We start from the raw sequence: 12815 nt of genomic DNA on the forward strand, positions 1-12815 counted from the left end.
TTACTTGGCGCCGGCGCGCGTCACGTCGTCCGCGTACGGAACCAGCTTGCCATCCTGCCAATGCGCCCACTTGTAGTCGCCCACCAGCAGCGCGTCGTGCCCCGTCGGCGAGAACGGCTTGGTGTAGGTCTTCATGGCGCCGTCATACGTGCCTTGCAGGTTTTCCAGCGCCTGGCGCAGCTTGTCGCCATCGGTGGAGCCGGCCTGCTTGACCGCCATGGCCATCAGATGCATGCCGTCATAGGCATGCGCCAGGAAGCCGAAGGCGGTGGGCGAGGTCATCTGGCCCGAGACGCGGTCGTACAGCTTCTGCTGCGCCGGCGAACGGTTGTCGGTGATGGTGCGCAGGAAGAACGGCTTTTCCGACAGCGTCTTGCCGGCCGTGTCGTAGAACGCGATGTTGTCGGCGGCCCAGGACGTCAGCGTCAGCGGGAACCAGTTGATCTTCTCCATGCTGCGGAACACGTGGGCGATGGGCGTGCTCTGCGCCCAGATCACCACGGTATCCACGCCGGCCGATTTCAGCTTGTTCAGCTGCGAGGTCATGTCGGTGTCGGCCACGCCGAACTTCTCCACCGCCACGGCCTTCACGCCCTGCGCCGCGCCCACTTCCTCCAGGTCCTTGAGCGCGCTCTGGCCGTAGCCGGTGGTCTCGATCATGAAGCCCACGTTCTTGACCTTGGGATTGCGCTTCAGGTAGCCGATCACGCCCTCGACCTGTTCGCGGTCGACCATGCCGACGCGGAACATGTAGTTGTCGGCGCCGGCGCGCATGGGCTTGGTGATGTCGGTGCCCGAACCGATGGCGCCCATCACCGGCACCTTCTTCTGGTTGGGAATGTGCTTCCAGGCCAGCGCGTTGCCCGAATTGGTCGGGCCGAACACGGCCACGACTTTTTCATTGTCGATCAGGTCCGTCATGTTCTGGATCGACTTTGGCGGCTGCGACAGGTCGTCGCGCACCACCAGCACCACCTTGCGGCCCAGCAGGCCGCCGGCGGCGTTGATGTCCTCGATGGCGGTCTTCAGGCCCAGCACCGCGGCCTGGCCGCTCTGTGCCGAGGGCGACGCGGACAGGTCGCCGTTGAAGCCGATCTTGATGTCCTGGGCCAGCGCCTGCTGCGCGCCCGCGGCCAGCGCGATGCAAGCCGCCGTTCTGGAAAGACGGGAGAGGATCCCCTTGGTGTTCATCGTTGTCTCCTGTGTTTTTATGGAAGGTGCTGCGTGTCGATGAAGAATTGCGGCGCGGCGTGGCCGGGCCTGTCGCTAGACCGCCAGGAAGCCGCCGTCCACCGGCAGCGACACGCCGGTCACATAGCGCGCCATGGACGAAGCCAGGAAGACCACGGGGCCGACCAGGTCGTCGGGCTGTCCCACGCGGCCCAGCGGAATGCGTTGCATGAAGCTGGCCAGCTTGGCCGGATCCTCGCGCGTGGACGCGGTCATCGGCGTCTCAATCACGCCCGGCGCGATGGCGTTCACGCGGATGCCGTCGGCGGCCAGGTCGCGCGCCAGCGACTGCGTCAGCATCTTCACGCCGCCCTTGGACGGCGAATAGCCCAGCGCCGCGCCCACGCCCGCGAACGAGGCGATCGAACCCACGTTGATGATCACGCCGCGCGTGGCGCGCAGCATGCCCAGGAAGGCATGGATCATGTTGAAGCTGCCGTTCAGGTTCACGTCCAGCACGCGGCGCCAGTTCTCGGCCGCGCGCGGGCTGTCCAGGCCTTCGCGGATCAGGATGCCGGCGTTGTTGACCAGCACGTCGATCGGCCCGGCATGCCGCTGCACGTCGGCGGCGGCGGCCGCGCAGGCTTCGGCGTCGGTCACGTCCAGCGCCAGGCTCCAGGCCTGTCCGCCCGCGGCGATGATGGCGTCGGCGGTGTCGCGCGCGCTGTCCGCGCGCAGGTCCGCCGCCATCACGCGCGCGCCGGCGGCGGCCAGCCCCAGCGCCAGGGCGCGGCCGTTGCCCTGCCCGGCGCCGGTCACCAGCGCCAGCTTGCCTTGCAGCAGTCCTTCCTTGTCCATGTGCTTCTCCGTCGCGTTCAGCGGATGCGGGGCGCGCGCGTCGCGCGCCTGGCGGCCCGGCTCATGCCTGGGCCTCGGCTTGCGCGGCGCGCGCGGTCTTGCGGTTCGCCAGCTGGCCGGCGATGCTGCGGCCGGCGATATAGCCGAAGGTCAGCGCCGGGCCCAGCGTGATGCCCGCGCCGGGATAGTTGCCGCCCATGATGCTGCAGGCGTCGTTGCCCACCGCGTACAGGCCGTCGATGGCCGCGCCGCCGGCATCGGTCACGCGCCCCTCGGCGTCGACCTTCAGGCCGGCGAAGGTGCCGATGTCGCCGATCATGACCTTGATCGCGTAGTACGGTCCCTGTTCGATGGGCGCCACGCAGGGATTGGGGCCGTGCAGCGCATCGCCCTGGTAACGGTTGTAGGCCTTGCTGCCCTTGCCGTGGAGCGGATCGCGGCCCAGCCGCGCTTCGGCGTTGAAGGCTTCCACCGTCTGGCGCAGGCTGCCGGCATCGATGCCGGCGCGTTGCGCCAGCTCGGCGACGCTGGAGCCGCGCAGCAGGTAGCCGGTCCGCAGATAGCGCTTGATCGGCATCGGGAACGGCGCGGCGCTGCCCAGGCCGTACTTGCGCAGCGTCTTGTGGTCGCAGACCAGCCAGGCGCAGATCTCGCCGCCGTCCTGGCAGGCGCGCACCATGTCCTGCACGAAGTCGTGATACGACGCGCCCTCGTTGGTGAAGCGGCGGCCGTTGCGCGTGACGGCGATGACGCCGGGCTTGGCGCGGTCGATGAAGTGCGGCATGTAGCCGGGACTGCCGTCCTTGCGCGTGACCACCGACACCGGCACCCAGGCCGCGGCGTTGGGCAGGCTGGTGTTCACGCTGCCGCCCGCGCTCTCGGCCAGGCGCAGGCCGTCGCCGGTATTGCCCGAGGGCGACGGCGAATAATGCTCGACGCCGGTGGGCGCGTGGGCGTAGAGCTGCTTGCGCCGCTCGATATCGTAAGGAAAGCCGCCCGCCGCCAGCACCACGGCGCGCGCGGCGCGCACGCGCACCGATGCGCCATCGCGCTGCACCACAGCGCCTTTCACCACGCCGTCCTCGATGATCAGCGACTTGGCCGGCGCGTTCAGCCACAGCGGTATGCCCAGCTTGAAGGCGCTGGCCGCCAGCCGGCCCGCCAGCGCATTGCCGTTGGTCAGCGTCATGCCCCGGCCATGCTTGAGCACGTCCAGGAAATGGCGCGACAGGCGCTTGGCCACGTACCAGGCCGAGGCCAGCGAACGCGTGGCGCGCATGAAGTGCACGATTTCCTTGCCCGAGCCCAGCATCATGCCGAACACGGTCAGCTCGGGCAGCGCGGGCGCCAGGTCCTTGACGTGCGCGCCCAGCTTGCGGCCGTCGTAGGGGCGCGCCACCATCGAGCGTCCGCCCTGCTTTCCGCCGGCGGCTTCCGCGTGATAGTCGGGGAACACCAGCGGCATGTCGAACTGCACTTCGGTATTGGCGGTGAAGAAGTCCACCGCTTCCGGGCCGTGCGCCAGGAAGGCGTCGACGCGCTCGCCGTTGTAGCTGTCGCCGGCCTCGTGGCGCAGGTAGGCGCGGGCCTCGTCGAGCGTTTCATGGATGCCCTGCACGCGCGCCAGCGCGGTGCCGGGTATCCAGAGCCAGCCGCCGGAGCGGGCCGTGGAGCCGCCAAAGCGCGGCTCCTTTTCGATGATCAGGACCTTCAATCCGGCGCTGGCCGCGGTGATGGCCGCGGCCATTCCGGACGCGCCCGATCCCACGACCAGCACGTCGCAGTCGTATTGCCGAGTATCTTCCACGTTGTCTCCATACCCACTTATCGCCCCGCCGGGGCTGGCCCGCATCCGCTCGAAACGGACGGGCCTTGTTATGGTTGCGACTGTAGACAGACGGTTCGATAATGTCAATACTGTTCGCTATTAGCGAAACTACCAACATAGACAACTGAGTTCGACAAAGCAAAATGGTAGCCCACACCTCTTCCGGCAAACGCCAGGCGCCCGCGGGCGCGCAGGCCGCCGCGCCCCGGCGCCGCGGCATCCAGTCCATCGAAGTCGGCGGCAAGCTGCTGCTGGCCTTGCTGGAACACTCCTCTCCCTTGCCGCTGGGCGCGCTGGCCAAGGCCGCCGGCATGTCCGGCGCCAACGCCCACGCCTACCTGGTCAGCTATGGCACGCTGGGCCTGGTGCGCCAGGATCCCGCCTCCGGCCACTACGAACTGGGGCCGCTGGCCTTGCAGCTGGGCCTGGCGGCGCTGCACCGGCTCGACCCCATCAAGATCGCCGTGCCCATGACGCGCGAGCTGGCCGAGCGCACCGGGCAGACCATCGCCATCGCGGTGCTGGGCAACCTGGGGCCGGTCATCGTGCACCTGCACGAATCCAACTACCCGATCCACGTGAACATGCGCACCGGCACGGTCATGTCGCTGACCAACACCGCCACCGGCAAGGTGTTCGCGGCGCTGCTGCCGCCCAAGAAGATCGAAAGCCTGCTGCACGAGGACTTCCTGCGCCTGGGCGCGGTGCCCACGCTGAGCCATACCGAGAAGTTCGAGCAGTCGCTGCGCGAGGTGCGCCAGCGCGGCGTCGCGCGCGCGGTGGGCGATCCCATCCCCGGCATCAACGGCCTGAGCGCGCCGGTGTTCGACTCCAATGGCAACGTGGTGCTGGTGATCACCGCGATCGGCGCGGCCGGCGTGTTCGACGCGCGCTGGAACAGCCCGCTGGTCGCGGACATCAAGCGCTGCGCCGATGCGGTGTCGGCCGAGCTGGGCTGGCAGAACGTGGACGCGCGCGCGACGCGGCAATCCTGAAAGCGCAAGGGCCGCGCATGACAGGCGCGGCCCTTGCGGCATGGCGTGGTCCGAAGCTGCCGCGTGCGCAAGCTTGCGGCAGGCGGCATTCAGCGCGTCAGCACGCGATCCAGCGATTCAGTGAAGCGCTTGGCATCCTGGAAGCCCACGACGCGCGCATCCGGCAGCTCCTTGCCGCCGGGTTCGAAGAACATGATGCCCGGCGGGCCGAACAGGCGGAAGCGCTTGAGCAGCGCCCGGTCATCGGCGTTGTTGGCGGTCACGTCGGCCTGCAACAGCAGCATCTGTCCCATGCGTTGCGCGACGCCGGGATCGGTGAAGGTGAAGCGCTCCATCTCGCGGCACGACACGCACCAGTCGGCGTAGAAGTCCAGCATCACCGGCTGGCGGCTTTGCGCCAGCGCGGCATCCAGCTCGGCGATGGTGCGCACGCGCTTGAAGTGCGCCTCGCCAGCACTTGCCGCGCCCGGCGTGGCGGCGGCGCCGCCGTCGGCCAGATGGCCCAAGGGCTGCAGCACGTCGCGGCTGCCGCTCGCGGCGCCGACCAGCCAGGCCGCCGCGGCCAGCGCCAGCAGCAGGCCCAGGCCCTTGCCGAACATGCGGCCCGCGCCGGCGCCGGCCGGCAGCGCATCGAAGGCGCGCAGCATCACGGCGGCCACGATAGCCAGGAAGGCCCAGCCCGTCATCTGCACCCAGGTCGGCACCACCGGAATCAGCATCCACCATGCCGTGGCCAGCAGCAGCATGCCGAACAGGCGCTTGACGCCGTCCATCCACGGGCCGGCCTTGGGCAGCAGCGCGCCCGACGAGGCGCCCACGATCAGCAGCGGCACGCCCATGCCCCAGGCCATCGCGAACAGGGCGGAACCGCCCAGCACCACGTCGCCGGTCTGCGAGATGTACAACAGCGCGCCGGCCAGCGGCGCGGCCACGCAGGGCCCGACGATCAGGGCCGACAGCGCGCCCATCAGCAGCGCGCCGGTGTAGCGTCCGCCTGGAATGCGCGACGAGCGCTCCGACAGGCGCGCCTGGATGCCGGACGGCATCTGGAAAGTGAACACGTCGAACATGGCCAGCGCCAGCACCGCCAGCAACGCGGCGAACAGGCTCAGGATCCAGGGCGTCTGCAGCCAGGCGGCCAGGCCCGCGCCGCTCAGGCCGGCGGCCACGCCCAGCGCCGTGTACACGACGGACATGCCCAGCACGTAGGTGGCGGCCAGGCCCAGTCCGCGTCCGCGCGCGGGCTTGGCGCCGGGGGCCGTGCCGCCCACCACGATGGACGACAGGATCGGGATCATCGGCAGCACGCAGGGCGTGAAGGCCAGCAGCAGACCCAGCACCAGGAATACACCGGCGGTCTTGGCCCAGCCCAGTCCGCCCAGCGCGTCGGCCAGCCCGGTGTCGCCCGCGCTCAGCAGGCCGCCCAGGCCGCCGGCGGATGCGCCGGCCGATGCCGCCGCGCCGGCGCCGGCCAGCGCGCCGCCCGCGACGGCGTAGCCGCCCTGCACGGGGGTCAGCTTCACGCTGTGGTCCATCGGCGGATAGCACAGGCCGGCGTCGGCGCAGCCTTGCGAGGTGGCCGTCAGCGTGAAGGCCTGGCCGCCTGGCTGCACCGGCACGCGCACGATCACGTCCTGGTGGTAGACCTCCATGTCCTTCTCGAACGTGAGGTCGTACTTCACCTCGCCTTTCGGATAGACGGCCTCGCCCAGCGTGGCCGCGCCGTATGGACTGATGGTGATGCCGAAGCGCTCGCGGTACATGTAGTAGCCGGGCGCGACGCGGTAGCGCAGTTCGACGGTGTCCGGCGCGCTCATGGCGGCGCTGAAGACGAAGGCCTTTTCAGGATCCAGGAATTCGGCCTCGGCGCGCGCGGTGGCGTTCCAGCCCAGCCACAGCAGCGCCAGGGCCAGCAGCGCGAACAGCCGCCTGGCAAGATCCGTCCTGGACGGGCGCAGGGCGCGGCCGCCAGCCATACCGGCAAATTGCAACATCAGTCTCTCTTGTTCTGCACGACGGCCGTCTGTTCGCGCACCCAGTCCAGGTAGGGCGCCGCGCCGCCGATCACGGGCAGCACGATGATTTCGGGCACGTCGTAGGGATGCATCTGCGCCAGCGCGGCAACGACCGCCGCATGGCGCGCGTAGGTGGTCTTGATGTGGATGGGCACTTCCTCGGCCCCTTCCACCTCGCCTTGCCACATGTAGATGGACAGGCCCGGCGCGCCGAGGTTCACGCAGGCCGCCAGGCCGTCTTCGACCAGCACGTGCGCGATCCGTTTCGCCAACAGCAGGTCGGGCGCATTGCTGATGATCAGCACCACGTCGTCGTCGCGCAACATGCAGCCTCCAGGGAATACCCTTGCGGGATGTAACTCGGGGTATTTTATCGATATTGCCGCAGCCGTCCGGCGCCGCCGGATGCCCGTGCACTCATGCTCGTCTGCTCATGATCAAACAGAGGCCCGCATGTCCGACAATTGCCTGTTCTGCCGCATCGCCCGCCGCGAGATTCCCGCCCACATCCTGCACGAGGATGACCGCCTGCTGGCGTTCCTGGACATCCAGCCGGTGCGGCCCGGCCACACGCTCATCATTCCCAAGCAGCACTATCCCTATTTCGAGGACATGCCGGCGGACCTGGCCGGCCACATCCTGAACCTGGGGCAGAAGCTGGGACGGCACATGAAGCGCCTGTATGGCGTGGACCGGGTGGGCTTTGCCTTCACCGGCATCCACGTGGCACACGCCCACGCCCATGTGATCCCCATGCACGACCCGCAGGACGTGACGTCGACGCAGTACATCGTGCAGAAGGACCTCACCTTCACCATGCCGCCGCAGGCCCCGCAAGAGGAACTGGCGACGACCGCCGCCCAACTGCGCGGCGAATTGCACGGCGAGCCGGCGCGCGCCGGCTGAAAGGCGGCGCGTATCGCCGCGCACAAAAAACAAGGGCAGGTCCGAAGACCTGCCCTTGTCGCTTATCGCTACCGCCTACAACTTATTCGGCGGCGCTGTCTTCAGCGGCTTCATCGACTTCCGGACGGTCGACCAGCTCCATGAAAGCCATGGGAGCGTTGTCGCCTTGACGGAAGCCCATCTTCAGCACGCGGGTGTAGCCGCCGTTGCGGTTCGCGTAGCGCGGACCGATTTCGGCGAACAGCTTCACCACGGCGTCGCGATCGCGCAGACGGGCAAAAGCCAGACGCTTGTTCGCGAGCGTGGGCTCCTTGCCCAGCGTGATCAGGGGTTCGATGACGCGGCGCAATTCTTTCGCCTTCGGCAGCGTGGTCTTGATCGCTTCGTGAGTGATCAGCGAAACGGCCATGTTGCGGAACATGGCAAGACGGTGACTGCTGGTGCGGTTGAGCTTACGCAAGCCATTACCGTGACGCATGATAAGTTTCCTTTGAATCTAAAGACGGCGTTTCCGCCATCGGGTTGCCGGCTCTTCTATCAACCTGCAATCAGGCCGCGGTCCGGTGAAAAACGGTGCATTTTACGACGGTTTTGCAAATCGCCCGGCCAATCGGCCGGGCGTTGCGGGCAGCGTGCCTCGCGGCGCGCCGCCCGGGTGATGCTTAGGGACGCTCCAGGCCCAGCGGGGGCCAGTTTTCGAGCTTCATGCCCAGCGTCAGGCCGCGTGCGGCCAGCACTTCCTTGATCTCGTTGAGCGACTTGCGACCCAGGTTCGGGGTCTTGAGCAGTTCGTTCTCGGTACGCTGGATCAGGTCGCCGATGTAGTAGATGTTTTCGGCCTTCAGGCAGTTGGCCGAACGCACGGTCAGTTCCAGGTCGTCGACCGGACGCAGCAGGACCGGGTCGATCTGCGGCGTGCCGCGGACCGGGGCTTCGTAGGAGTCGCCAGCGCCTTCCAGGGCGGCGAAGACCGAGATCTGGTCCATCAGGATGCGGGCCGACTGGCGCACCGCTTCCTCGGGCGAGATCACGCCGTTGGTTTCGATGTCCAGGACCAGCTTGTCCAGGTCGGTGCGCTGTTCCACGCGAGCGCTTTCAACGGCGTAGCTGACGCGACGAACCGGGCTGAACGACGCATCCAGCACGATGCGGCCGATGGTGTGGGTGCGGTCTTCCGACAGCGCGCGCACGTTGCCCGGCACGTAGCCGCGGCCCTTTTCGACCTTGATCTGCATTTCCAGCTTGCCGGCATCCGTCAGGTTGCAGATGGCGTGGCCGGGATTGATGATCTCGACGTCGTGCGGCAGCTCGATGTCGCTGGCCAGCACGGTGCCGGCGCCGGTCTTGCGCAGGACCAGGGTGACTTCGTCGCGGTTGTGCAGCTTGAAGACCACGCCCTTCAGGTTCAGCAGGATGTCGACGACATCTTCGCGAACGCCCGGGATGGTCGAGTATTCGTGCACCACGCCGGTCATCTGCACTTCGGTCGGCGCGTAGCCGGTCATCGAGGACAGCAGGATGCGGCGCAGGGCGTTGCCCAGCGTGTGACCGTAGCCACGCTCGAACGGCTCCATCACGATCTTGGCATGGTGGGTGCCGACCGGTTCGACTTCAATGGAGCGCGGCTTCAGGAAACCTTGAGTGGACATCGATTTTGTTCCTTTTCAATACCCTCGGCTCGTTACACCGATAAGGCTGATGGACAGGGTGAAACGTGAAAAACGGGGCGCGAAGAATGCGGCCCTTTACTACCGCAAAGCCCGCTGCGCCGAAAACGGCGTAGCGGGCTGCTGCGGGACTTGCAGACGTGTCGCAGGGAACCGCCGATGCGCCTGCGAAGGTGGCGCGTGGCGGCTCCAGGCCGGCGATTAACGCGAGTACAGTTCCACGACCATCGATTCGTTGATGTCGCGAGCGACGTCAGCGCGATCGGGGGCCGACTTGAACGTACCGGTCATCTTGGCGGCGTCGACTTCCACCCACTGGGGGATGCCGATGCTGGAGGCCAGGTCGAGCGATTCCTTGATACGGCCTTGCTTCTTGGCCTTTTCGCGGATCGTGATGACGTCGCCAGCCTTGACCAGCATCGAAGCGATGTCGGCGGTGTGGCCGTTCAGTTCGACGGCGCGGTGGCTCACCAGCTGGCGAGCTTCGGCGCGGGTCGAGCCGAAGCCCATGCGGTAGACGACGTTGTCCAGGCGCGATTCCAGCAGCTGGATCAGCGTTTCGCCGGTGTTGCCACGGCGACGCTCGGCTTCAGCGAAGTACTTGCGGAATTGCTTTTCCAGCACGCCGTACATGCGCTTGAGCTTTTGCTTTTCGCGCAGCTGCAGGCCGTAGTCGGAAGTGCGGGCGCCCGAAGTGCGGCCGTGTTGGCCAGGCTTGGAATCCAGCTTGCACTTGGAATCCAGCGAGCGGCGGGCGCTCTTCAGGAACAGGTCAGTACCCTCGCGGCGCGAGAGCTTGCATTTGGGTCCAATATAACGTGCCATGTGGATTCCCTTTAGATACGACGACGCTTCGGCGGACGGCAGCCGTTGTGCGGAACGGGCGTGATGTCGGCGATGCTCGAGATCTTGATGCCCAGCGCGTTCAGGGCGCGGACCGACGATTCACGGCCGGGGCCGGGGCCCTTGATGCGCACTTCCAGCGTCTTGATGCCGTATTCCAGCGCAACGCGGCCAGCCGTTTCAGCGGCGACCTGCGCGGCGAACGGGGTCGACTTACGCGAGCCCTTGAAGCCAGCACCGCCCGACGTGGCCCACGACAGCGCGTTGCCCTGACGGTCGGTGATGGTGATGATGGTGTTGTTGAACGAAGCGTGAACGTGCGCGATGCCGTCCGAGACGTTCTTCTTGACCTTTTTGCGCACGCGCGAAGCGCCGCTGGTGGAAGCTTTCGCCATAATCCAGTTCCTCGATTATTTCTTCAGGGACGCAGCAGCACGACGCGGTCCCTTGCGGGTGCGAGCGTTGGTGCGAGTGCGCTGGCCGCGCACGGGCAGGCCGCGCTTGTGGCGCATGCCGCGGTAGGTTCCCAGGTCGATCAAACGCTTGATCGAGAGCTGCACTTCACGACGCAGGTCGCCTTCAACCGTGAACAAACCAACGTGTTCGCGGACGCGTTCCAGTTCAGCGTCGGTCAGATCCTTGACCTTTTTGTCAAACGGGACGTTCGCCGATTCGCAGATCTTGCGAGCGCGGGTACGACCGATGCCAAAAATGGCGGTCAGGCCGATCTCGGCGTGCTGTTGCGGCGGAATGTTAATGCCAGCAATACGGGCCATGACTGTTCCTTGAATAAATCCGTTGCGTAGTCGCTAACCCGGGTTAGCCTTGACGCTGCTTGTGACGCGGGTCGGTGCAGATGACACGCACGACGCCGTGACGTTTGATAACTTTGCAGTTGCGGCAGATCCGCTTAACCGATGCCATTACTTTCATGGTTGACTCCTAATTTTCCGTAATCCGTATCCGCTCACTTGGAGCGGAACACAATCCTGGCCCGCGTCAGGTCATAGGGCGTGAGCTCCACTGTGACCTTGTCACCCGGCAGGATCCGGATGTAATGCATACGCATCTTGCCGGAAATATGGCCCAACACCACGTGGCCGTTTTCGAGCTTGACGCGAAATGTCGCGTTAGGGAGGTTCTCGAGAACCTCGCCTTGCATCTGAATGACGTCGTCCTTGGACATTCTTTTGCTTACCGCATCGGCAAACCCGCGCCCTTGAAGTTAGCCTTCTTGAGCAACGAGTCGTACTGGTGAGACATCATGTAGGCCTGAACCTGCGCCATGAAATCCATCGTCACCACCACAATGATCAGCAGGGACGTACCACCGAAGTAGAAGGGCACATTCCAGCGCATCACCAAGAATTCCGGCAACAGGCACACCAACGTGATGTAGATGGCACCTGCGAGCGTCAAACGCATCAGGATCTTGTCGATGTAGCGCGCCGTTTGTTCACCCGGACGGATGCCCGGAACGAATGCGCCGCTCTTCTTCAGGTTGTCCGCCGTTTCGCGGCTGTTGAACACCAGAGCCGTGTAGAAAAAGCAGAAGAAAATAATCGCGACCGAGTACAGCGTGATGTAGAGCGGTTGACGAGGCGACAGGGCCGCAGCCAGGTCGCTAAGCCAGCGCATGTTCTCGCTGCTGGAAAACCAGCTCGTGATCGTGGCCGGGAACAGGATGATCGACGACGCGAAGATCGGCGGAATCACCCCAGCCATGTTCAGCTTCAAGGGCAGGTGCGAGCTTTGCCCGCCGTAGACCTTGTTGCCGACCTGGCGCTTGGCGTAGTTGACCGTGATCTTGCGCTGTCCGCGTTCCACGAACACCACAAAAGCGGTCACCAGCACCACCAGAGCCACGATGAACAGCGCAGACAGCACAGACATCGAGTTGGTGCGAACCAGATCCAGCAGCGCGGCCAACGCGGCGGGCAGGCCCGCAACGATACCGGCGAAGATCAGGATCGAAATCCCGTTACCCAGACCGCGTTCCGTGATCTGCTCACCCAGCCACATGACGAACATGGTGCCGGTGACCAGGGTCACAACGGTCGTGAAGCGGAACAGCATGCCCGGATCGATCACCAGTCCCTGCTGGGACTCAAGCGCAACCGAAATGCCCACAGCCTGCACCAGCGCCAGCACGACCGTGCCGTAGCGGGTGTATTGGGTGATCTTCCGACGACCGGCCTCGCCCTCTTTCTTGAGCGCTTCCAGCGACGGCACCACCACAGACATCAGCTGCATGATGATGGATGCCGAAATGTACGGCATGATCCCCAGGGCAAAAATCGAGAAGCGCGAGAGCGCCCCGCCCGAGAACATGTTGAACAGGCCCAGGATCCCGCCCTGGTTCTGGCGGAACAGGTCCGCCAGCGCATCCGGGTTGATGCCCGGCACGGGGATGTGTGTACCCAAACGGTAAACCACCAGGGCGAGCACCAGGAACACGAGGCGGCGCTTTAGGTCGCCGTACCGTGCTCCGGTTTTGCCCAATGCCTGCGCGTTAGCCACTCGTCACCTCGTG

Annotated in this window: 15 protein-coding genes; 2 read left to right on the forward strand and 13 right to left on the reverse strand. The window is 66.0% G+C overall.

The genetic code is table 11. From position 1 onward, the window contains the following. From C2U31_RS04240 to C2U31_RS04250, 3 genes are all read right to left on the reverse strand, one after another. A complete protein-coding gene (locus C2U31_RS04240; protein ID WP_103271710.1) occupies positions 1–1191 on the reverse strand; it encodes an ABC transporter substrate-binding protein in 1191 nt (396 codons plus the stop codon). Positions 1192–1266: 75 nt separating this feature from the next. Then, the gene (locus C2U31_RS04245; protein ID WP_103271711.1) at positions 1267–2028 is read right to left on the reverse strand and encodes an SDR family NAD(P)-dependent oxidoreductase; all 762 of its coding nucleotides are present in this window, start codon (positions 2026–2028) and stop codon (positions 1267–1269) included. A 61-nt stretch (positions 2029–2089) separates the two neighbouring features. Next, a complete protein-coding gene (locus tag C2U31_RS04250) occupies positions 2090–3775 on the reverse strand; it encodes an FAD-dependent oxidoreductase (protein WP_233772813.1) in 1686 nt (561 codons plus the stop codon). 224 nt (positions 3776–3999) lie between these two features. Here C2U31_RS04250 and C2U31_RS04255 point away from each other — a divergent pair, with 224 nt between their 5' ends. Beyond that, positions 4000–4851: an IclR family transcriptional regulator gene (locus C2U31_RS04255; protein WP_103271713.1), complete on the forward strand. Its 852-nt coding sequence runs from the start codon at positions 4000–4002 to the stop codon at positions 4849–4851. Positions 4852–4940: 89 nt separating this feature from the next. Here the strand turns inward: C2U31_RS04255 and dsbD are convergent, their stop codons facing one another. Further along, on the reverse strand, positions 4941–6845 hold the full coding sequence (dsbD, locus tag C2U31_RS04260; protein ID WP_103271714.1) for a protein-disulfide reductase DsbD: 1905 nt from the start codon (positions 6843–6845) through the stop codon (positions 4941–4943). Continuing rightward, positions 6845–7192, reverse strand: coding sequence for a divalent-cation tolerance protein CutA (gene cutA / locus C2U31_RS04265; protein WP_103271715.1), 348 nt, complete (start codon positions 7190–7192; stop codon positions 6845–6847). The genes dsbD and cutA overlap by 1 nt, the downstream gene beginning before the upstream one ends. Before the next feature lie 127 nt (positions 7193–7319). On the opposite strand from cutA, the gene C2U31_RS04270 reads away from it, so the two are divergent. Further along, on the forward strand, positions 7320–7772 hold the full coding sequence (locus C2U31_RS04270) for an HIT family protein (RefSeq protein ID WP_103271716.1): 453 nt from the start codon (positions 7320–7322) through the stop codon (positions 7770–7772). 82 nt (positions 7773–7854) lie between these two features. On the opposite strand, the gene rplQ is transcribed toward C2U31_RS04270, so the two are convergent. The 8 genes from rplQ to secY form a co-directional block, all read right to left on the reverse strand. After that, positions 7855–8250, reverse strand: a complete 396-nt coding sequence (rplQ, locus tag C2U31_RS04275; protein ID WP_103271717.1) for a 50S ribosomal protein L17 — start codon at positions 8248–8250, stop codon at positions 7855–7857. A 184-nt stretch (positions 8251–8434) separates the two neighbouring features. Further along, complete coding sequence (rpoA, locus tag C2U31_RS04280; protein WP_006216514.1) at positions 8435–9421, reverse strand: DNA-directed RNA polymerase subunit alpha; 987 nt, start codon at positions 9419–9421, stop codon at positions 8435–8437. Positions 9422–9640: 219 nt separating this feature from the next. Then, positions 9641–10264: a 30S ribosomal protein S4 gene (gene rpsD / locus C2U31_RS04285; RefSeq protein ID WP_103271718.1), complete on the reverse strand. Its 624-nt coding sequence runs from the start codon at positions 10262–10264 to the stop codon at positions 9641–9643. Between the two features lie 11 nt (positions 10265–10275). Next, entirely contained in the window at positions 10276–10677 is a 402-nt protein-coding gene (gene rpsK, locus C2U31_RS04290) for a 30S ribosomal protein S11 (protein WP_006216516.1), read from the reverse strand. Between the two features lie 15 nt (positions 10678–10692). After that, positions 10693–11058 (reverse strand): 30S ribosomal protein S13, encoded by a 366-nt coding sequence (gene rpsM, locus C2U31_RS04295; RefSeq protein WP_103271719.1) that lies wholly within the window; start codon positions 11056–11058, stop codon positions 10693–10695. A gap of 43 nt (positions 11059–11101) precedes the next feature. Continuing rightward, on the reverse strand, positions 11102–11215 hold the full coding sequence (rpmJ, locus tag C2U31_RS04300; RefSeq protein ID WP_003806928.1) for a 50S ribosomal protein L36: 114 nt from the start codon (positions 11213–11215) through the stop codon (positions 11102–11104). Between the two features lie 34 nt (positions 11216–11249). Beyond that, positions 11250–11468, reverse strand: coding sequence for a translation initiation factor IF-1 (infA, locus tag C2U31_RS04305; RefSeq protein WP_003806927.1), 219 nt, complete (start codon positions 11466–11468; stop codon positions 11250–11252). Positions 11469–11476: 8 nt separating this feature from the next. Next, positions 11477–12802 (reverse strand): preprotein translocase subunit SecY, encoded by a 1326-nt coding sequence (secY, locus tag C2U31_RS04310; RefSeq protein ID WP_103271720.1) that lies wholly within the window; start codon positions 12800–12802, stop codon positions 11477–11479. Positions 12803–12815 lie beyond the last annotated feature (13 nt).

Origin of the sequence: Achromobacter sp. AONIH1 (assembly GCF_002902905.1) — a bacterium.
Lineage (GTDB): Bacteria > Pseudomonadota > Gammaproteobacteria > Burkholderiales > Burkholderiaceae_B > Achromobacter.